Genomic DNA, 20723 nt, shown 5'->3' with positions numbered 1-20723 from the left:
TGCATCGGCGGTGGTTCACGCAGATCGACTCAGGCTAATGAGGCTCTCTTGTGTCGACAGGAATGTCTGCACCGGGCCTTTGGTGGAGCAAATGACGGTTATCGTTAGCTCGCTAAGTTAACCCAACATTAACGAAAAAGCCCTGCTGATACAGGGCTTTTCAGTGGCGAGCTTTTAGCTGCAAGCTGCAAGTAAGAGCAGTTGCTGGCTCACGCTCAAGATTGTAGCTTGCCGCTAGAAGCTTGAAGCTCGCAGCTGCTTCAATACCGATTGGGCTCCATTTCCAGGTCGACATTGAAACGTTCGGCAATGTCTTTCTGGATACGTTGCGCCAGATCGAGCAATTGCAGGCCGGTCGCCGCGCCGTAATTGACCAGCACCAGCGCCTGCAATTTATGCACGCCGGCATCGGCTTCACGGAAACCTTTCCAACCGGCGCGTTCGATCAGCCAACCCGCCGCCAGCTTCATCTGCCCATCCGGCTGCGCATAAGCCACCACATCCGGATGCTGCGCTTTGATCTGCGCGACGATGGCCGCCGACACCAGCGGGTTCTTGAAGAAGCTGCCGGCATTGCCGAGCACCGCCGGATCCGGCAGTTTTTCGCTGCGGATGCTGCAAATCGCGCGGCTGACGTCGGTCGGCGTCGGTTGTTCGATGCCCTGCTCGGTCAGGCGCTGACGCACCGGGCCGTATTCCAGATGCAGATGGGCGACGCGATCCAGTTTGAAACGCACCCGCAGAATCAACCAACGCCCCGGCTGCTGTTTGAACAGGCTGTCGCGGTAGGCAAAGTTGCACTCTTCGAGGCTGAAGTCGCGCAGCTCGCCGGTCTGGCGATCCAACGCGGTAAGCCCGGCGAACACATCTTTAATCTCGACGCCGTAAGCGCCAATGTTCTGCATTGGCGCAGCGCCAACGGTGCCAGGAATCAGGCTGAGGTTTTCCAGTCCGGAAAATCCTAGCGCCAGCGTGTGCTGCACGAACGGATGCCACGGTTCGCCCGCTTCCGCCTCGATCACCACACGGTTGCCGTCATCGCTGATCACACGAATCCCGCGTGTAGCCATGCGCAGCACCAGCGCCGGAATATCTGCCGTGAGCAGCAAATTGCTGCCACCGCCGATCACCAGCAGCGGCACATCATGAGCAACGGCATAGGCCAGCGCTTCACGAACATCGCCATCGCTATGGGCTTCGGCGAACAGTTGCGCGCGAACGTCGACGCCAAAACTGTTGAACGGTTTCAGGGAAACCTGCGGTTGCACCTGCAAACTCATAACCGGCCCTTCACTTCGATCAACAATTGGTCACAAGCCGCTTCAATCAGATCCAGCACCTGCTCGAACCCTTGATCGCCGTCGTAATACGGATCCGGCACCTCATCGACGAGCCCGGCATAACGGCGCAGGAACAGATCCAGTTCGGCGCGGCCGGTGGACGGTTGCAGGGCCTTGAGGTTGCGCAGGTTGCTGTTGTCCATCGCCAGAATCAGATCGTAACTGGCGAAATCGGCGCGGCTGACTTGCTGCGCGCGTTGCGCCGACAAGTCATAACCGCGCACTTTGGCAGCGGCCTGGCTACGTTTGTCCGGCGGATTGCCGACGTGCCAGTCACCGGTGCCGGCGGAGGCCACTTCAACCTGATCCGCCAGCCCTGCGGCGCGCAACTTGTGGCGTAACACGCCTTCAGCCGTGGGCGACCGGCAAATGTTGCCCAGGCACACAAACAGAACGCGCATCAGGCCCCCAGCAGGCGACGAACGCGCTCGAGGTCTTCGACGGTGTCGACGCCAGTCGGCGGCGCGATCAACGCGTCAGCAACATGAATACGCACGCCGTGCCACAGCGCACGCAGTTGCTCGAGGGATTCAGTGTTTTCCAGCCAGCACGGGCCCCAGCTCACGAAGTCCTGAAGGAACCCGGCGCGGTAGGCATAAATGCCGATATGGCGACGGTACGGCACACCTTCCGGCAGTTGCTCGCGGCTTTTGGCGAAGGCATCGCGTGCCCATGGCAAAGTCGCGCGGCTGAAGGTCAGCGCCAGACCGTTGATGTCGCTGACGACCTTGACCACGTTCGGATTGAACAGGGTTTCCACGTCTTCGATCGGCTCGGCCAGGGTGGCCATGCGCGCTTCGGTGTGTGCGGCCAGGTTGGCAGCGACCTGATCGATCACGCTCGGCGGAATCAGCGGCTCGTCGCCCTGCACGTTGACCACGATCGCGTCAGGCTCAAGGCCCAGTTTCGCCGCGACTTCAGCCAGACGATCGGTGCCGGAATTGTGATCTTCACGGGTCAGCACCACTTCGGCGCCAAAGCCTTTGCAGGCCTCGACGATGCGCGGATCGTCAGTCGCAACGACCACGCGGCTCGCGCTGCTTTTGCTCGCCTGTTCCCAGACGTGCTGGATCATCGGCTTGCCGGCAATGTCCAGCAGCGGTTTGCCGGGCAGACGGGTCGAGGCGTAACGCGACGGGATGACAACGGTGAAGGCGGTGGTCATTTATCCAGACGCTCGTCGGTGGTCAGGGTGCGGGCTTCGCTTTCGAGCATCACCGGGATGCCATCGCGGATCGGGTACGCCAGGCCGGCACCCTTGCTGATCAGTTCGGTCTTGTCGGCGCTGAGCTTGAGCGGGCCTTTGCAGATCGGGCACGCGAGGATGTCGAGCAATTTGGTGTCCATGAACTTTCCCTGATAAATGAGTTAAGGCAAAAGCCGATCGGGCAGCAGGCGCATCAGCTGTGTGTCGAACCAGGCCACGAAGGCCGGCGACGGCACGGCATCGACCGCCAGATACCACCAGTCGGCAGCAGCGAAGGCACGGCACTTCACCGCGTCCTTTTCGGTCATCACCAACGGCAATGACGGTGTGAAATTCAAGGCCTGCACGCTGTATTCAGCGTGGTCGGCAAATGCATGCGGGACTGCGCGCCAGTCTAGCGCTTCGAGGGTGTTGAAGAAACGTTGCGGATTGCCGATCCCGGCGACTGCGTGGACGCTCTGCCCCGGCGCAAAATGCTCGAGCGACTTGCGCTCGCCACTGCGCAGATTAACCAGCGCGGTCGGTTGCAGATGGAAAGCGAAACCGTCGTCGCGATCTTCGGTGGCACCGTTGAACAATACGCCGTCGACGCTTTGCAGACGTTCGATCGGCTCACGCAACGGCCCCGCCGGCAGGCAGCGTTTATTGCCGAGACCGCGAGCGGCATCAATCAACACCAGCTCCAGGTCTCGCGCCAGACGGTAATGCTGCATGCCGTCGTCGGAGAGAATCAGATCCAGCGGTTCACTCGCGAGCAAGGCTTTGACGGCGGCGCTGCGATCGGGATCGATCATCAATGGCACGCCGGTGCGCTGGACGATCAGCAGTGGCTCGTCGCCCGCGATGTCAGCGGTTTGATCCGCGTCAACGCGCCATGGCAATTGCGGCGGTTTGGCGCCGTAACCACGGCTGACCACGCCGACGCGCAAACCACTGCGCCGACAGTGTTCGATCAACCAGAGGATCATCGGCGTTTTGCCGGTGCCGCCCACGGTGATGTTGCCGACCACGATCAACGGCACCGGCGGCTGATAAATTTCGCCTTGGCCATCGAGAAAACGCTGACGCTTGTTGACCACCACGCGGCGATACAACATTTCCAGCGGCCGCAGCAGCGTCAGGGCCGGGTGCCCCTGATACCACGCGGCGAGCAAGCGATCGGACAGGCTCATCAGGATTTGGGCGCCGCCTCGACCGTGGTCATGCGCAGATGACTGAAACCGAGCTTGCCGGCCGCGTCCATGGCGGTGATCACGGATTGATGCTGAGTCTTGCCGTCAGCACTGATCGACAACGGCATATTGGTGTCACCGTTGGATTCTTTCTGCATCGCGTCCATCAATGTCGCCAGATCGTTTTTCGGCAGAATCTTGTTGTTCACCGAAAACACGCCTTCAGCGCTGATGGCCACGTCGATCTGCTTGAGCTGCTGATCTTCGGCGGGCGAGCCGCTGACGGCTTCCGGCAGATCAACGCGCAACTGGGTTTCGCGGGTAAACGTGGTGGTCACGACGAAAAACAGCAGCAGGATAAACACCACGTCGATCAGCGACGCGAGGTTGATGTCGATCGTTTCCCGTGGTTTGCGACGGAATTTCACGCGCGGCCCTCGGCCAGATCGACGTCACGGTCGCCCTGCACCACTTCAACCAGTTTGATCGCTTCCTGCTCCATGCCGACCACCAACTCGTCGATACGGCGTTGCAGGAACCGATGGAAGAACACCGCCGGAATACCGACCATCAGGCCAGCCGCCGTGGTGATCAACGCTTTCGAGATACCACCGGCCAATACCGAGGCGTTGGTGGTCATGCCGGAACCGGTGAAGGCACTGAAAATGTCGATCATGCCCAGCACCGTACCCAACAGGCCGAGCAACGGCGACATCGCAGCGATGGTGCCCAGCGCGTTGACGTAGCGTTCGAGCTCGTGGATGACGCGGGCGGCGGCCTCTTCGATGCACTCTTTCATGATCTCGCGACCATGCTTGGAGTTGGCCAGACCGGCGGCGAGGATTTCCCCCAGCGGCGAGTTGGCACGCAGTTCCTTGAGTTTTTCTTTGTTGAGCTGTTTGTCCTTGATCCAGACCCAGACCTGGCCCAACAAATGCTCGGGGGTGACGCGACTGGCGCGCAGGGTCCACAGGCGCTCGGCGACAATCGCCATGGCCGCGATGGAACTCAGAATGATCGGCAACATCATCCAGCCGCCGGATTTGACCAATTCCCACACAGTGACAGTCCCCTCGAAAAAGTGCGCCACTTTACCATACCGATCCGCGATTAAGACCCGCCGCTCCGACGACCGTGATGTGCCATCCATGCTGGCACCGATCAACGGGCGAGCGCAGGCGGATCGCGCCAGAAACGCCGCTGTTGACGCATCGTCCACGGCGCTTGAAAGCGGCCCAGTTGCAGATGAATGGCGCCCTGCTCGGCGCTGTCGTAGATGCGCAGGCCTTGCTTGCGATAGCGCGCCAGCACGGTCGGGTGCGGATGGCCGAAGGCGTTGCCGTGGCCTCGGGAGATCAGCACGGCGTCGGGCTTCAGCGCGTTGAGCAGGGCCATGGATGACGAGCTACGACTGCCATGGTGCGGGGATTGCAGCCATTGCGTTGGCACCGCCAACGGACTGTCGAGCAGAACGCGCTCAGCATGGACATCGATATCGCCGGTCAGCAGCAAACGCTCGCCGTTGGCTTCGATCTGCAATACACAGGAGCGCTGGTTGCTGTCGCGGGCGTCCGACCACATCCACAGTTGAAAACGCACACCGTCCCACTGCCATTGCTCGCCACTTTCGCAGGCTTCAGCGCTCAATTCGGCAGGCAGGCCCGGCGGATCGCCGCTCAATACACGGAGGACTTTCATGCCCCGCGCAATCGCCAGCGCACCGCCGGCATGATCGGCGTCGGCGTGACTGAGCAGCATCACATCGAGATTGTCCACGCTGAGCTTGCGCAGGGCTGGCAGCACCACGCGTTCACCGAGATCGAAATCGCCGAAGCGCGGGCCGGCGTCGTAGAGCAGCGTGTGATGGCGGGTTCGGATCAGGATCGCCAGGCCTTGGCCGACATCGAGCTGCCAGACATCGGCCAATCCCTCGTCCAGTCGCTCGCGCGGCGGCACCAGCAGAATCAGCAGCAACGGCCAGCCCAGCGGTCGCAGCGGCACCCCGCGTGGCAATAGCAACAGCACGGCACCGAGACTGCCGAGAATCCACACCCAGAACGGTAACGACGGCGCAATCCACGCAGGCCATTGCCCGGCAATCAGTGCCAGTGCGCGAAACAGCCAATCGATCAAGCCACCGGCCAGCCACAGCAGCCCTTCGCCGACATAAGGAACCGGCAACAACACAGTGCCGAGCAGCGCCGGCGGCAACACCACCAGACTGATCCACGGCACCGCGAGCAAATTCGCCAGCGGCCCGCTCAGACTGATCGGCAGATTCAGCGCCAGCAGCACCGGGCATAAACCGATGGCAATCAACCATTGCGCCCGCGTCCACGTTTGCCACCAACGCCACGCGCCCAAGCGGCCGCCAAAGGTGAAAATCAACACCGCCACCGCCGCGAACGACAGCCACAAACCCGGACGCAAACTGGCAAGCGGTTCCAGCAACAGCACGCCGTTGAACGCCAGCAGCAGCGGCCACCATGCGCCCAGATGACGAAAGCGCAGGCGCCACAACAACACCAATCCGACCATCACGCAGGCGCGCTGCACCGGCACGTCGAAACCAGCGAGCAAGGCGTAACCCAGCGCCGCTGCGAACGCCAATCCGCAGGCCCACGGCAACCATGGCCAGCGCAATGGCCACAGTCCAAAACGCGCGAGCCCGGCGACCAGCAGGTACATCACCGCCGCCAGCAAACCGATGTGCTGCCCGGAAATCACCAGCAAATGCACAGTGCCAGTGTCCTGCAAAATCTGCCAATCCTCACGGCTGAGCCCCGAACCGTCGCCCAGCACCAGCGCTGCCAATGCTCCGGCGCGACCTTGCGCGTCCACTGCCAACAAGCGCTGACGAATGCTGTCGCGCCAGGCCCAGCGTGCTTCACTCAGGCGCTGGCCATCCTTGATTGTGCCGGTCGCGCCGACACGTTGCGCGAGCAGCCACGCCTCGTGATCGAACGCATCCGGATTGAGCAAACCAACGGGACGCTTGAGTTTGACCGCCAATCGCCAACGCTCGCCGCTGTTGACCGGCGGCCCGGCGTACCAGGCCAGACGCAACAGCGACGGCAGTTTTTCGTGACGCGAGTGCGCATCGGCCAGTTCGAAACGCACCACGCCGTCCGCATTTTGCGGCAAGCCGACCACCTGCCCTTCGAGCCAACGGGTTTCACCGTCGAGATGCGCGGGCAGTCGATCATTCAGCGCCCATTGCGCGCTGACACAAGCCCAGGTGAAGCCAAACAATAAAAATGCCAAGGGATAGCTGCGAAACGGCAGCAGCATCAAACCCACCACCGGCAACACCAGCATCAACCCGACCGGCGGTAATGCCGGTAAAAACATCGGGGCCAGCAGACCGACTGCCAGCGCCATCATCCCTGTGCGCATAAGCCCGTCCTTGAGAGTCCCGTTCTTAGGCATAGCGGGTGTTGCGCACTTGCGCCGTCAACAATTGTCACAAAGTCTGAATGGGCGGTTCATCGAATCCAGACATACTTGCCGCCTTAACCGACCGAGAAGCCTTATGCCCCGGCGCTTATTCAAACGTTACATGCCCGACCCGACGAGCATCAGGGAACACAAATCCTTACGCTTTCTCGGTAAGTTGCTGCATGACCCGAACCTCTGGCACCTCAATCGCCACTCGGTCGCGCGGGCGATGGCGGTCGGATTGTTTGCCGCTTTCCTGCCGATTCCGGCGCAGATGCTGGTGGCAGCTGCGCTTGCCGTCATGGTGCGCGGCAATATGCCGATTGCGGTGAGCCTGGTCTGGCTGACCAATCCGATCACTATGCCGGCGGTGTTTTTCTGCACCTATCAGGCCGGGGCGTGGCTGATGGATGTGCCCGCGCGGCATCTGCCCGATGAGCTGACCTGGGAATGGATCAGCGGTGAGTTGTCGACGTTGTGGCAGCCGTTTTTGCTGGGGTCGGTGGTGGTGGGACTGGTGCTCGGTGCCCTCGCTTATTTTATGGTGATGATGTATTGGCGTTGGTGGGTGGCGCGGCAGTGGGCACGGAGAAAAAGAAAGCGAATGTAAAACGCGGAAGCGGCATCTGAGGATGCCGTTTTTTTTGTCTCGCGAATTATCCCGAATAACAACCGCACGTCGGAATCAGGCTCAACCTGTAATTTCTGACAGTAGCCATATGTTCTCAATCCGCCCGAAAGTATCTCTCCCAAATGCACAGCTTCACCCTTCGAGAAAGCGAAGTTCGCAATCTCAAATAAGACAAAGGGATTGAATATGCACGAGCAGATACCGACAGATACCAACGTAATAAAAGACAGCAAATTTTCCAACGGTGGAGAACACTGGATTCATCACGGCGTCGATTTCACAACGCGGGGAGCGACGCTGACAAATAATGAGGCAACACTCTCACAACGAATAACAGATCTTGATTTAAAAAAAGGCGATGTCATTAGCCTGGAAGTTTGGGCAATGACATATGGCGAACATGGCTCGACTGTGAAAATTGACGAAACCTCCTTCAGCTACAGTTTCACCACCGACAGCGAGATTGGCAACGCATTCAGGTTCGACGTTCATATCAAGGAAGACTTACAACAACTGACCGTCGCGTTTACAACAAAACACAAGGTTTTAATAAGTCACGTGTACTTGGTTATCCCAAATACGGCCTAAACCCGATCTGGAGAAAAGCGCGCACAACCGAGATATAGCACCGGGTTGGCCAACGACACATCCTCAATGCAAAACGGCCTCCGCGATGGCAGGCCGTTTTTTGTTTTGTGTTGTCTGCATTCGCGAGCAGGCTCGCTCCCACATTGGATCTACGTTGCGCTGAAGATCTCTTGTGGGAGCGAGCCTGCTCGCGAAGTAGCCGACGCGGTTCTGGATCAGGTACGCATCCCGCGCCCACTCACCAGCAACCGCGCACAACCGAGGTACAGCACCACCGTCGCCACCAGCATGAAGGTGATGGCGATGCCGATCTTTATGTCGGACACACCGAGAATGCCGTACCGGAAGGCGTTGACCATGTGCAGCACCGGGTTGGCCAGTGATACGGTCTGCCAGAACGGCGGCAGCAAGGTGATCGAATAGAACACGCCGCCCAGATAAGTCAGCGGCGTCAGCACGAACGTCGGAATGATCGAAATATCATCGAAGTTGCGCGCGAATACGGCGTTGATAAAGCCCAGCAGCGAGAAGATCGTCGCCGTCAGTACCACCACCAAAATCGTCACGCCGAGGTGATGCACCTGCAAATCGGTGAAGAACATCGACAGAATCGTCACGATCACGCCGACCATCAAACCGCGCAGCACGCCGCCGCAGGTATAGCCGATCAGGATCGTGTGCGGCGACACCGGCGAGACCATCAATTCCTCGATGGAACGCTGGAACTTGCTGCCGAAGAAACTCGACACCACGTTGCCGTAGGAGTTGGTGATCACCGACATCATGATCAGCCCCGGCACGATGTACTGCATGTAGGTGAAGCCACCCATGTCGCCGATCTGTCGACCGATCAGGTTACCGAAGATCACAAAGTACAAAACCATGGTGATCGCCGGCGGCAGCAGGGTCTGCGGCCAGATCCGCGTGAAGCGTCGGACCTCGCGATAAACGATGGTGTTGAGGGCGACGAGGTTGGGACGTAGCTCGGAACTCATACCGCCACCTTCGACAGATTTTTCTCCACCAGAGACACGAACAGCTCCTCAAGGCGATTGGTTTTGTTGCGCAGGCTCAGCACTTCGATGTTCTGCTGCGCCAATTGAGTGAACAACGCCGTAATGCCCATTGATTTATCGACCTGGACTTCCAGGGTGTGGCTGTCGATCAACCGCGCGGGGTAGCCGAGCAATTGCGGCGTGACGCTCAAGTCGTTTTTCAGATCGAGCAAGAAGGTTTCCACGTGCAACTGGCCCAGCAACTGTTTCATGCTGGTGTTCTCGACGATGGTGCCGTGGTCGATAATGCCGATGTTGCGGCACAGCTGCTCAGCCTCCTCCAGATAATGCGTGGTGAGGATGATGGTGATGCCTTTCTGGTTCAGCTCGGTGAGGAACGTCCACATCGAACGGCGCAGCTCGATGTCGACGCCTGCGGTCGGTTCATCGAGGATCAGCAGACGCGGTTCGTGCACCAGCGCGCGGGCGATCATCAAACGGCGTTTCATGCCGCCGGACAGCGAACGCGACGGCACATCACGCTTGTCCCACAAGCCCAGTTGCGTCAGGTACTGCTCGGCGCGTTCCTTGGCGATCTTCGCCGGAATGCCGTAGTAACCGGCCTGAGTGACGACGATGTCGAAGGTCTTCTCAAACTGATTGAAGTTGAATTCCTGCGGCACCACGCCGATCGAGCGCTTGAGCTGCGCAGGATTCTTGTCGAGGTCATGACCGAAGATATTCACGCTGCCGCTGGTCTTGTTGACCAGGGTCGAGAGAATGCCGATGGTCGTGGATTTGCCGGCACCGTTGGGGCCGAGCAAGGCGAAAAAGTCACCTTCGGCGACGTCCAGATCGATACCACTCAAGGCCTGGAACCCGTTGCCGTAGGTTTTGGTTAGCTGCCGGATGGACAGAGCGGAACTCATATCTGATTTACGCACCATGGAAGGGAAAAAGGAGACGGCGGCGATGGATCCAACCGCAGCGCAAGTGCGCAATGGTGCTTGCCGCCGCCGTACAAGTACAGTCAAGTGTGTCGATAGTAAGTATTAAGTCAACGCGGTCATAACGGCTTTCTGGTAGGCCGGACGCTGCTTCAGGCGCTCGTACCAGGCCTGCAGATGCGGTTGCGGGGCGCGTTCGATGGGCATTTCGAACCAGGCATAAATGAAACTGCCCAGCGGGATATCGCCCATGCCAATGTCTTGGCCGGAAAGATACGGTTGGCTGGCCAACGCCTCGTCGGCCATGCTCAGCAACTCGCTGCATTCCTTGATCGCGGCGTTGATCGCGGGCCAGTCCTGCTTGTCCGCCGGAGTGCGCAAGACGCCCCAGAACACCGTGCGGAACGGCCCGGCAAAACTCGAGGTCGTCCAGTCCATCCACTTGTCTGCGATGGCGCGGGCTTGCGGATCGGCCGAATACCAAGTGCTGTTCGGCGCATGTTTACCCAGCAGATAACGCACGATGGCGTTGGATTCCCACAGCACAAAACCGTCGTCTTCGATCACCGGCACGCGACCGTTCGGGTTCATCGCCCGGTACTCCGGCGTGTCGACCACACCGAACGCCCCCCCGGCATCAATCGCCTCGTAAGCCAGACCGAGTTCCTCGGCAGCCCACAATGGCTTCCTGACATTCGATGAGTTTTTCCGTCCCCAGATCTTCAGCATGACCGCCTCTTTTCAAATGAGTGGGCGGCCAGCATACGCCGGATCAGACGCGGCTTACATCGCTGTGCATGTCGCCCAACAGTTGTGGCTGCTGATCGCCGAACAGGTGCGGATAGCATTTTTCCAGGTGTTCGAAGAAGAAGGTTTCCGGCACATCGGTGAACTGGCCGTGATCGACCAGGTACTCCATCAACTGCGCGCCATCACGATTGAACGGGTGGAAAACACTGTCATTGATGCCGTCGAACTCCAGCGGCGCGACGTTGAACAGTTCGCAGAGTTTCTGGTTGAACGCCGGTGTGGCCTTTACCCAACGATCGTTGAGGAAAAACTCGGTGTAGCCGTGCATGGCGAACATGTCGCTTTTCAGCAATTCGAGCAGACGTGGCGTCGATAAATGATTCTTCACGTCGGCCAGACCGATCCGCGCCGGGATCCCGCAATGCCGCGCGCAACCCGCGAGCAGCGTGGCTTTGGGCACGCAATAACTCTCCCCCGCCGCCAATGCATAGCTGCCACGCAGGGTTTGCGGATCACGGCTGAAGGTGTAAGGGTTGTAGCGCACCGCTTCGCGCACGGCGTAATAAAGATTGATCGCCTGCTCGACCGGGTCGCGGCTGGCACCCCGATGTCGTTCAGCGAACTCCACCACCGCAGGGTGGTCACTATCGGTGAAGCGGCCGGTACTCAGATATTCGTGCATGACGACAATCTCCTTGATGAAACTGGAGTCTAGCGACAGCTCAAGCACAGAGATAACGACGTTTCGGCCAAACTTGGACGCAAAGACGCGGGATCACCGAACGATTTCCCACACGTGTTGCCCATCGAACCTACGAACACCATCCGGGGTTTCCCACGATTTCAATCACCTTGGTCTGACCACCCGGTTTTGCAGATGCGGTCTAAGCTCTGGAGGGTCGATTTGCCTTGGTTCACGGAGGACTGAAATATGCTGTTGTTGTGGATACTGGTTTTGATTGTCGGCGTGGCGTATATCGCCCACCGGCGTATCGCCCCGCTGCCCGCGTTGGGCATCGTTGCCGTCTACTTATTGGCAATGGGCATTTTCAGTCACGCACCGGGCTGGCTGCTGCTGGTGTTCTGGGTGCTGCTGGCGGTGGTCGCCGCGCCGTTGCTGCTGCCTGACCTGCGCCGCAAACATTTCACCGCGCCGCTGTTCAACTGGTTCCAGAAAACCCTGCCGCCGATGTCGCAGACCGAGCGCGACGCGATCGATGCCGGCACCGTGTGGTGGGATGGTGAGCTGTTCAGCGGCCGTCCGGACTGGGACAAACTGCTGGCCTATCCCAAGGTGCAACTGACCGAAGAAGAACAAGCCTTCATCGATGGCCCGACCGAAGAGCTGTGCGCGATGGTCACTGACTGGCAGATCGGCCAGTCGATGGACTTGCCGCCGGAAGCCTGGACGCACATCAAGGAACACGGCTTTTTTGCCCTGATCATTCCGAAAGAATTTGGCGGTAAAGGCTTCTCGGCTTACGCCCACTCGCAAGTGGCGATGAAACTCGCGACCCGTAGCGGCGACCTCGCCTCCACCGTGATGGTGCCCAACTCCCTCGGCCCGGCCGAACTGTTGCTGCATTACGGCACCGACGAACAACGCAATCACTACCTGCCACGCCTGGCCCGTGGCGACGACATTCCGTGCTTCGCCCTCACCGGCCCGCTCGCCGGTTCCGATGCCGGCGCAATGCCCGACACCGGGATTATCTGCAAAGGTCAGTGGGAAGGTCAGGAAGTCATTGGTCTGCGCCTGAACTGGGAAAAACGCTACATCACCCTCGGGCCGGTGGCGACACTGCTCGGCCTCGCGTTCAAAGCCTATGACCCGGAGCATCTGCTTGGCGACAAGGAAGACCTCGGCATCAGCCTCGCGCTGATCCCGACCGACACCGATGGCGTCGAAATCGGCCGTCGTCACCTGCCACTGGGCGCGGCGTTCATGAACGGCCCGAACTCCGGCAAAGACGTGTTCATCCCGCTGGACTTCCTTATCGGCGGTCAAGAGATGCTCGGCAAAGGCTGGATGATGCTGATGAACTGTCTGTCGGTTGGCCGTTCAATCTCGCTCCCAGCAGTGGGTACCGGCGCGGCGAAATTCACCAGTCTGGTCACCGGCCAGTACGCGCAGATTCGTGAGCAGTTCAACGTGCCGCTGTCGGCCTTCGAAGGTATTCAGGAAGCGATGGCGCGCATCGGCGGCAACGCGTGGATGATGGACGCGGCGCGGATGCTCACGGCCAACGCGGTGGATTTGGGTGAGAAACCGTCGGTGCTGTCGGCGATCCTCAAGTACCACCTCACCGAACGCGGCCGCGAATGCATCAGCCACGCCATGGATGTCCACGGTGGCAAGGCGATCATCATGGGCCCGAACAATTACCTGGGGCGCAGCTGGAACGGCGCGCCAATCTTCATCACCGTGGAAGGCGCGAACATCCTCTCGCGCAACCTGATGATCTTCGGTCAGGGCGCGATTCGCTGCCATCCGTTCGTGCTCAAGGAAATGGCCCTGGCCGGTCGTGAGGACAAGGATCAGGCGCTGAAAGAGTTCGACGGTCTGCTGCTCAAGCACATCGGTTTTGCCGTGAGCAACGCCGCCAGCACGCTGGTGCTGAACCTTGGTTTCGGCCACTTCGAACATGCGCCGGGCGATAAGATCAGCCAAGGCTACTTCCGCGCGCTTAACCGTCAGGCAGCGGCTTTCGCGATGCTTGCCGACTTCAGCATGATGCTGCTCGGTGGTGAGCTGAAACGCCGCGAGCGTCTGTCGGCGCGACTGGGCGATGTGTTGAGCAACTTATATCTGGCGTCGGCGGCGCTCAAGCGTTATCACGATCTGGATTCGCCGGCGTACATGGAGCCGCTGTTCCGCTGGGCGATGGAAGAAAGCCTCGGCCAGGCGGAGCGGGCCATGGACGAGTTGCTGCGCAACTTCCCGAACAAAGTCTTCGGTTGCCTGCTGCGCGTCATCGTCTTCCCGTTTGGCCGTCGTCACAAAGGCCCGTCGGACAAACTCGGGGCCGAAGTGGCTGGCGTGATTGGTCGGGCGAAAGGTGATCCGGCGCTGGAAGAACTGCTCGCCGGTTGCTATCGCCCACAATCGCCGGACGATGCGGTGGGTGCGCTGCAACACGCCAGCGATCTGCTGACGACTGCGCAACCGCTGCATAAAAAGCTGCATGCGTCGCTGAAAAGCGGCCAGGTCAAACCGGTCGCCGGCGAACACGCGATCGACGCGGCACTGGAGGCCGGCGTACTGCAAGCGGTGGAAGCGCAGAGCCTGCGTGATGCCGAAGCGGCGCGGCGCAAGGTGATTGATGTCGATGATTTCGACAAAGAGGAGCTGAAACAGGCAGAGGGCAAAGTCCGCTGATCCTGAGACCCATGTCCAAGCGGGCGCAGGAGCTTTATACTCCCGCGCCCGTTTTGCTCTTGAGGACTTATCTCGTGTCCAACGTCGTTGCCGATCATCTTGTGTTGCTCGACCACCTGCGCAGTATCCTGGTCGCCGTAGGTGAGGCCGAACAGGTTCCCGAAGAAAGCCATGCCTTGTTTCTGGAGCGTTTCGACGAACTGCTCGCTTCGTTGCCGATCGATCCGATCGAAAGCCAATACCTGGGCCAGGACATCCTGACTCAAGTGATTAGCCGTTATCCGCAAATTGCCCACCTGATCCCGCGGGATCTGCTGTGGTTCTTCGCCGGTGATTGCCTGCATTACCTGGCCGATGAAGAAATCGACTTGTATCAGGCGCTGGAAGAACGTCGTTTCGAAGCTGAACAGAACGACGAACCGTTCGATTGGAATCAGGAAAAGCAGTTGCTGGCGATGTCTGCTCAGGACAGCAAGCACTGATCAAATAGATTGGTTGAAGATCAAAAGATCGCAGCCTTCGGCAGCTCCTACAGGGAACTGCTGAAGGCTGCGATCTTTTGCTTTTGCGCTACAACAACCCTTCGCTTTCAGGCAGTTCATACGCCATCGCGGCGTTACTCGCATTGCCTACCTTCCCCGGCTTGCTCAGGGTCGGTTCCTTCTCCAGACACTCCACCAGAAAATCGATAAGCACCCGCAGCTTCGGCGGCAGATACCGCGTCGGCGAATGCAGTAACCACAGCCCACCGTGATACGAAGCCAGGAACGTCCAGTCCGGCAACACCTGCACCACCAACTTCTGCTCCAACGCATAACGCGCAGTGAAGTACGGCAGGCTGCCAATGCCGATGTGCTGCAACACCGCGCCCAGTCGCACGCCAGTGTGATTGGCGGCATAGCGACCACGCACGCCGACCGTCACTGCTTTGCTGCCCTTCTTGAATTTCCAGCGCGCATCGCTCGGGGTTTCGCCCAGATAAATACAGCTGTGATTGAGCAGGTCATGCGGATGTGTGGGTGTGCCGTGTTCGGCGAGGTATTGCGGCGTGGCGCAGAGCATATGGTCGATGGTCAGTAATTGACGTCCGACCAACCCCGCCGGCGGCCGATCGGTGATGCGGATGGCCAGATCAACATGATCATCGATCAGATCGACCTGCCGATCCTCCAGCAATAACTCGACATCGACTTTGGGATAGCGCCGCAGAAACTCCGGCATGTGCGGATGAATCACAAAACGCCCCACCGCTTTCGGCACGCTGACGCGCACCAACCCTTCCGCTTCGTGGGTGAACTGGCCGCTGATTTCCATCACCGACTTGGCCGCGCTGACCATCTCCTGACAGCGCTTGAACACCTCTTCGCCGCCATCGCTCAAGCGCAGTTTGCGCGTGGTGCGCTGCAACAAGCGCGTGGCCAGGGCTTTCTCCAACCGCGAGATGCTGCGACTGACCGCCGACGGCGAAGAGCCCAGTTGGCGAGCCGCTTCAGAGAAGCTGCCGGTCTCCACGACCTTGACGAAAATCGCCATTTCACCGAGCAGCGGTAGCGGCAGATTGATGCTCACAGCGCACAAGTCCTTTGATGTTTGGATGGATTATCACGTTATTGCACGATTCATATAATAAAAACAGAACTTTAATAAGGCCTGAAACATGACGCTTCGCCTGTTTTTCCACAGTGATGACCTCAAGGCCAACGTGGAAGTCCTCGACTGCACACCCCAGGAAAACGAATATGCCGTGGTGCTCCGTGCCACCCTGTTTCACCCGCAGGGCGGTGGTCAGCCTTGCGATACCGGCTTGATCGGCGAAAGCCAGGTGCTGCGCGTGGTGCAGGAGCCAGAGCGCATCGTGCATTTCGTTGATCGCCCGGTACCGCTAGGCATGACCTGTATCCGCGTCGACGAAGATCGCCGTCGCTTCAACACACGCATGCATTCGGCCGGTCACCTGATCGGCCATTTCGTTCAGGCCATGGGCTGGACACCGATCAAGGCGCATCACTGGCCGGACGAAGGCCGAGTGCAATTCAAGCCGAGCGATGTCGCTCAGGAAGTCGATGCCGAGACCGTTCAATACGGCGTCGGCCAGTGGATCGAACACGATCTGCCACGCCTCACCTCGCTGCGCGAAGGCGCGCGGGAAATCAGTTTCGGTGAGCTGCCAGCCTACGGCTGCGGCGGCACCCATGTACGTAGCCTGAAGGATCTGGGCACAGTCACGATCGCGTCCCTCTCGCAGAAGAAGGGCACGCTGTCCGTCCACTACAGCGTGGATTGAGCATTTCGGGCGCTGCCGCCGAGCAGCGCCCGACGCCGTGGAACCGCACTCGCCGGTTCCGTTGACTATCGATAGATGGACCTAAAATAAAATGATGCTAGACGTCGAGCGTCTCGATGAGACGTGCATAAAAAAACTGGCCAACGAAGAAGTCCTCGCCATCCGCGTCAAAGGCTTTTTGCCCAGGCCGCTGGCGATCGAAATTGGCGACAAGATTCTTGCCCCAGGTTATGAGGGCTACATCAACGCGCCGAGTATCGGCCGTATCGGCATGGCGTTTTACGAGGCAGAAAATCAGCCGATGCTGATCGAGGACTACTTCGAACTCGCCACTCGCAACATCGCCGAGTTGCGCCATCGCTGCGCGCCCTACTCCTCGCCGGTCGACACGCTGCGCTGCATGCTCGACGAATCCTGGCCGGCCGGTGCGCATCTGGAAAACCTCTACGGACGCAAAATGTACGTCGGCCTGTCGCGCGTGGTGAAGCCCGGCGTGTGCTTTCTCGCCCACCACGACATTTTCGCCAAGGACGCCCCGGACAGTTTTCAGGCGCGCAGCCTCGATGCGCAATTCGCCTGCAACGTGTACCTGAACATGCCCACCGAGGGTGGCGCTTTGCAGATGTGGGACGACGACATCACGCCGGATCAGTTCGACGAAATGCGCGGCGACAGCTACGGCATCGACCCGACGCTGCTGGGCCGCCCGGCCCTTGAGGTACGCCCCGAACCCGGCGATTTCATCATGTTCAATTCGCGCTGCATGCACTCGGTGACCCCGGGCGTGGCCGATCCGCGTTTGAGCCTTTCCTTCTTTGTCGGCTATCGCGGCAATGCTTCACCCCTGACTTTCTGGAGCTGAGATGTATTCGAATTACCTGGGCGAGTTTCTGGCGCTGGCCACCATTCACTTCCTTGCCGTGGTCGCTCCCGGCCCTGATTTCGCGGTGACCATCCGCCAGAGCGTGCGCTTCGGGCGACTGGTGGGAATCTGCACAGCGCTGGGCATCGGTGCGGGGATTTCTGTGCACGTTTTGTACACGTTGCTTGGGGTCGGCGCGCTGATGCACACCACGCCATGGTTGCTGACCGTGGCCAAAGTGGTTGGCGGTGCTTACATTTTGTACCTCGGTGTCAGCCTGATTCGCAGCAAACCGAAGACAGCGCTGGAAGGGGAAAAAGCGGCCGACGAACCGCTGGTGGAACAGTCTTTGTTCAAAGCGTTCAGCACCGGTTTTCTGACCAATGCGACCAATCCCAAAGCAACCCTGTTTTTCCTGGCGATCTTCACCACGATCATCAGCGCCAGCACGCCCCTGCAAATCCAGGCGCTTTACGGTTTGTGGATGTGTTTTGTAAACGCGCTGTGGTTTGTCATCGTCGCGCTGTTCTTCTCCAGCAACAAAGTACGCGTGCTGTTTATGCGCATGGGCCACTGGTTCGAACGCAGCATGGGGGTGATTTTGATTCTGTTCGCCGGGCGCTTGATGCTCTCCATGTAATGCAAAAAAAGTCCCGGCGATGCCTGCCGGGACTTTTTCATTTGTGCGCCTCTTTTGCAGTTCTGTGCGACACATCCCGTTTAGAGCCTCCCACGGCAGGTGCTTGCAGTGTTAGTTTGCGAAATGTTTCTGACACACCCGTCGGCAACATCTCATTAACCGCCTGCAAAGGAATGCCTCCGTAATGGACTTTTCCCTCAAGCAACTGGCCGCCGCTACCCTGATGCTGGCCAGCCTCGCCTCGTTCACCACCGCCGCTCAAGCCAACATCACCCCAGAGCAGAGCGCGGTCATCCTGAAATCCTTCGACGCCAAAACCGTCACGGATTTTCGCGAGTTTCTGGGCAGTCTGGCCAAAAGCGACATCGCTAAAACCGACAACCTCGGCCCGGCCATCAGCGCTTTCCTCGACAACAAAACCCTGAACGCTGAGCAGCAGAACGAGATTCATCGTCTGTTAGGCATTTACACCCGCGTGAAGTACGGCAAAGCCGCGCTGGAAACCCTGCGCGAACTGGTCGAGATTCCGACCTTCCAGAAGGAAGGTGTGGCACAGCACGACAACCCTGAGTTCATCAAGATCGCTGCCAAGATCAAAAGCCTGGCCGAGTCTTTCAACCTGAATTTCCGCAACGTCGATAACCGCGTTTACGAGATTTCGCTGGAAGGCCAGGGCGATGAAGTCGTCGGCATTCACGCGCACGCCGACGTGGTGCCGGTTACCCCGGAAAACTGGGTGCTCAAGGACGGCACCAAACTCGATCCGTTCAAGGTCACGCTGATTGGCGATCGCATGTACGGTCGCGGCACCGAGGATGACAAGAACGGCATCGTCGTCGCCATGTACGCGATGAAAGTCATCAAAGAAGAAAAGCTGCCACTGGCACGCAACTTCAAGCTGCTGGTCGACACCACCGAAGAGACCACCGGCGACGCGATCCCTTACTACTTCGAACACAACCCGACGCCAGCCTACAACATGGCGCTGGACGGTGGTTACCCGGTGGTGATTGCCGAGAAAGGTTACGGCACCGTGATGGCCAACTTCGCCAAGCGCAAAGCTGAAGGCAAAGGTGCGGAAATCACTTCGATGACCGGCGGCTTGGCGACCAACCAGATTCCATCGGCCTCCGTCGTGACGTTGGTGACGGACAAACCTGCCGAACTGGCGGCGAGTCTGCAAAAGGCCGGCAATGAGTTCGCCAAAAACAACGGCGGCAACTTCGAAGTGGCGGCCAAGGTTGATGGCAAAGACGTCAAACTGACGGTGACCGGTGTTTCTGCGCACTCCTCCGAGCCGGAATCGGGCGTGAACCCGGTGGCGCGCATGCTGGTGTTCATCAATAGCCTGAACGGCAAAGTCGCCCTCAAGCACAACCAGTTCACCGACGCCGCGCGTTATGCCGCTGACAACTGGGGCCTGGATTACCTCGGCAACACCTTGAAGGTCGGTTTCGCCGACAGTTTCATGGGCCCGCTGACCACTTCTTTGACCTACGTTGGTGAGAACGACAAAGCCTTCAAACTGGCGGTCAATCTGCGCGTGCCGAAGGGCAAATCGCCAGAAAAACTCAAGGCTGAAATCGCTGACAAGCTGAGCGCGTGGACGAAGAAAACCCACGTCGCCGTGACGTTCGATTACTCGATCGCCGAACCGATGTACCGCAATCCGGAAGGCGAATGGGTCAAGGCATTGCTGGCAGTGTCGACGGAAAACCTTGGCATGAAGCACGAGTTCGGCACCTCTGCCGGCGCGACGTCGGTGCATGAATTGCCGAATGGCGTGCAGTTCGGTCTGGCGCGTCCCGAGGTGAAATACACCGGGCACACCGATGGCGAGTTCAAGACAGTTGACCAATTCTTGCTGGATCTGCAGATCGTCACCGAAATGATGGGGCGCATCGGGCAATTGCCGAAGCTCTGACGGAAACAAAAAAAGGACCGTAAAGGTCCTTTTTTTTGGGCCGCGACAAATCGCGCACAAACAAAAACGCCGATCATCACTGATCGGCGTTTTTGTTGAATATGGAGCGGGAAACGAGACTCGAACTCGCGACCCCGACCTTGGCAAGGTCGTGCTCTACCAACTGAGCTATTCCCGCAATGGCGTCCCCTAGGGGACTCGAACCCCTGTTACCGCCGTGAAAGGGCGGTGTCCTAGGCCACTAGACGAAGGGGACACGCTACAACTTCACTCCCTACCGCGTTTCGCTGTGTGCTTTACGCTGTAAGTGGCGCGCATTCTATGGATGGATTAAGGGGTCGTCAACCCCTTGATATAAATTTATTTAAATCAATGACTTCGACCTGCTTTACCAAGTCAATCAGGCTTTTCCGTCGCCCGACGATTGACGCCTATATTCCGCCACTCGCCAAGGCGTTATAGTCCACCGCACAGTGATGGCCATATGCGCTTACCGCGCCAGCATTCATCTAAGCAGTGCGTGGCCGATATAGACAGAAGCTACCGATCCAACGTGTCGAGCAGCG

21 protein-coding genes and 2 tRNA genes are annotated in these 20723 nt (G+C 59.1%); 8 read left to right on the top strand and 15 right to left on the bottom strand.

Translation table 11 applies throughout. The features are described 5' to 3' along the window. Positions 1-260: 260 nt before the first annotated feature. The 8 genes from murB to ACIOMO_RS25165 form a co-directional block, all read right to left on the bottom strand. Complete coding sequence (gene murB, locus ACIOMO_RS25200) at positions 261-1280, bottom strand: UDP-N-acetylmuramate dehydrogenase (protein WP_053122636.1); 1020 nt, start codon at positions 1278-1280, stop codon at positions 261-263. Beyond that, complete coding sequence (locus tag ACIOMO_RS25195; RefSeq protein ID WP_053122639.1) at positions 1277-1741, bottom strand: low molecular weight protein-tyrosine-phosphatase; 465 nt, start codon at positions 1739-1741, stop codon at positions 1277-1279. Before ACIOMO_RS25195 ends, murB begins: the two co-directional genes overlap by 4 nt. Next, the gene (gene kdsB, locus ACIOMO_RS25190) at positions 1741-2505 is read right to left on the bottom strand and encodes a 3-deoxy-manno-octulosonate cytidylyltransferase (protein WP_053122642.1); all 765 of its coding nucleotides are present in this window, start codon (positions 2503-2505) and stop codon (positions 1741-1743) included. The genes ACIOMO_RS25195 and kdsB overlap by 1 nt, the downstream gene beginning before the upstream one ends. Further along, the gene (locus ACIOMO_RS25185) at positions 2502-2687 is read right to left on the bottom strand and encodes a Trm112 family protein (protein WP_003174668.1); all 186 of its coding nucleotides are present in this window, start codon (positions 2685-2687) and stop codon (positions 2502-2504) included. The genes kdsB and ACIOMO_RS25185 overlap by 4 nt, the downstream gene beginning before the upstream one ends. Positions 2688-2708: 21 nt before the next feature. After that, on the bottom strand, positions 2709-3719 hold the full coding sequence (lpxK, locus tag ACIOMO_RS25180) for a tetraacyldisaccharide 4'-kinase (RefSeq protein WP_401244177.1): 1011 nt from the start codon (positions 3717-3719) through the stop codon (positions 2709-2711). After that, positions 3719-4147 carry a biopolymer transporter ExbD gene (locus tag ACIOMO_RS25175; protein WP_053122649.1) on the bottom strand — a complete coding sequence of 143 codons (429 nt, stop codon included), beginning with the start codon at positions 4145-4147 and terminating at the stop codon, positions 3719-3721. The genes lpxK and ACIOMO_RS25175 overlap by 1 nt, the downstream gene beginning before the upstream one ends. Continuing rightward, positions 4144-4779: a MotA/TolQ/ExbB proton channel family protein gene (locus ACIOMO_RS25170; protein ID WP_007908216.1), complete on the bottom strand. Its 636-nt coding sequence runs from the start codon at positions 4777-4779 to the stop codon at positions 4144-4146. The genes ACIOMO_RS25175 and ACIOMO_RS25170 overlap by 4 nt, the downstream gene beginning before the upstream one ends. Before the next feature lie 101 nt (positions 4780-4880). Further along, the gene (locus ACIOMO_RS25165; RefSeq protein WP_401244175.1) at positions 4881-7115 is read right to left on the bottom strand and encodes a DNA internalization-related competence protein ComEC/Rec2; all 2235 of its coding nucleotides are present in this window, start codon (positions 7113-7115) and stop codon (positions 4881-4883) included. A gap of 136 nt (positions 7116-7251) precedes the next feature. Here ACIOMO_RS25165 and ACIOMO_RS25160 point away from each other — a divergent pair, with 136 nt between their 5' ends. Together ACIOMO_RS25160 and ACIOMO_RS25155 are read left to right on the top strand one after the other, a co-directional pair. Then, positions 7252-7767, top strand: a complete 516-nt coding sequence (locus ACIOMO_RS25160; protein WP_401244173.1) for a DUF2062 domain-containing protein — start codon at positions 7252-7254, stop codon at positions 7765-7767. Between the two features lie 207 nt (positions 7768-7974). Beyond that, positions 7975-8376: a hypothetical protein gene (locus tag ACIOMO_RS25155; protein WP_401244171.1), complete on the top strand. Its 402-nt coding sequence runs from the start codon at positions 7975-7977 to the stop codon at positions 8374-8376. A 215-nt stretch (positions 8377-8591) separates the two neighbouring features. On the opposite strand, the gene ACIOMO_RS25150 is transcribed toward ACIOMO_RS25155, so the two are convergent. The 4 genes from ACIOMO_RS25150 to ACIOMO_RS25135 form a co-directional block, all read right to left on the bottom strand. Then, positions 8592-9371: an ABC transporter permease gene (locus tag ACIOMO_RS25150; protein ID WP_053122664.1), complete on the bottom strand. Its 780-nt coding sequence runs from the start codon at positions 9369-9371 to the stop codon at positions 8592-8594. After that, positions 9368-10300 carry an ABC transporter ATP-binding protein gene (locus ACIOMO_RS25145; protein WP_053122667.1) on the bottom strand — a complete coding sequence of 311 codons (933 nt, stop codon included), beginning with the start codon at positions 10298-10300 and terminating at the stop codon, positions 9368-9370. The genes ACIOMO_RS25150 and ACIOMO_RS25145 overlap by 4 nt, the downstream gene beginning before the upstream one ends. Positions 10301-10423: 123 nt before the next feature. Further along, positions 10424-11047 (bottom strand): glutathione S-transferase family protein, encoded by a 624-nt coding sequence (locus ACIOMO_RS25140; RefSeq protein WP_401244168.1) that lies wholly within the window; start codon positions 11045-11047, stop codon positions 10424-10426. A gap of 43 nt (positions 11048-11090) precedes the next feature. Beyond that, positions 11091-11750: a transglutaminase family protein gene (locus ACIOMO_RS25135; protein WP_401244166.1), complete on the bottom strand. Its 660-nt coding sequence runs from the start codon at positions 11748-11750 to the stop codon at positions 11091-11093. A 249-nt stretch (positions 11751-11999) separates the two neighbouring features. Between ACIOMO_RS25135 and ACIOMO_RS25130 the strand changes: the two genes are divergently transcribed. Further along, positions 12000-14447 carry an acyl-CoA dehydrogenase gene (locus ACIOMO_RS25130; RefSeq protein WP_401244164.1) on the top strand — a complete coding sequence of 816 codons (2448 nt, stop codon included), beginning with the start codon at positions 12000-12002 and terminating at the stop codon, positions 14445-14447. Between the two features lie 74 nt (positions 14448-14521). Further along, the gene (locus ACIOMO_RS25125) at positions 14522-14929 is read left to right on the top strand and encodes a PA2817 family protein (RefSeq protein WP_053122680.1); all 408 of its coding nucleotides are present in this window, start codon (positions 14522-14524) and stop codon (positions 14927-14929) included. 88 nt (positions 14930-15017) lie between these two features. On the opposite strand, the gene ACIOMO_RS25120 is transcribed toward ACIOMO_RS25125, so the two are convergent. Continuing rightward, positions 15018-16016, bottom strand: coding sequence for a LysR family transcriptional regulator (locus tag ACIOMO_RS25120; RefSeq protein WP_053122682.1), 999 nt, complete (start codon positions 16014-16016; stop codon positions 15018-15020). 88 nt (positions 16017-16104) lie between these two features. Between ACIOMO_RS25120 and ACIOMO_RS25115 the strand changes: the two genes are divergently transcribed. From ACIOMO_RS25115 to ACIOMO_RS25100, 4 genes are all read left to right on the top strand, one after another. Continuing rightward, the gene (locus ACIOMO_RS25115) at positions 16105-16731 is read left to right on the top strand and encodes an alanyl-tRNA editing protein (protein WP_401244162.1); all 627 of its coding nucleotides are present in this window, start codon (positions 16105-16107) and stop codon (positions 16729-16731) included. Positions 16732-16822: 91 nt separating this feature from the next. After that, a complete protein-coding gene (locus ACIOMO_RS25110) occupies positions 16823-17593 on the top strand; it encodes a 2OG-Fe(II) oxygenase (protein WP_401244160.1) in 771 nt (256 codons plus the stop codon). Position 17594: 1 nt separating this feature from the next. Further along, on the top strand, positions 17595-18233 hold the full coding sequence (locus tag ACIOMO_RS25105; RefSeq protein ID WP_400650804.1) for a LysE family translocator: 639 nt from the start codon (positions 17595-17597) through the stop codon (positions 18231-18233). A gap of 184 nt (positions 18234-18417) precedes the next feature. After that, positions 18418-20157 (top strand): dipeptidase, encoded by a 1740-nt coding sequence (locus ACIOMO_RS25100; RefSeq protein WP_053122694.1) that lies wholly within the window; start codon positions 18418-18420, stop codon positions 20155-20157. Between the two features lie 102 nt (positions 20158-20259). On the opposite strand, the gene ACIOMO_RS25095 is transcribed toward ACIOMO_RS25100, so the two are convergent. Next, positions 20260-20335 (bottom strand) — tRNA-Gly (locus ACIOMO_RS25095). 2 nt (positions 20336-20337) lie between these two features. Further along, positions 20338-20413 (bottom strand) — tRNA-Glu (locus tag ACIOMO_RS25090). Between the last annotated feature and the right edge of the window lie 310 nt (positions 20414-20723).

Origin of the sequence: Pseudomonas sp. NPDC087804, assembly GCF_044742965.1 — a bacterium.
Lineage (GTDB): Bacteria > Pseudomonadota > Gammaproteobacteria > Pseudomonadales > Pseudomonadaceae > Aquipseudomonas > Aquipseudomonas rustica.
This window is presented reverse-complemented; position numbering and strand designations above follow the sequence as displayed.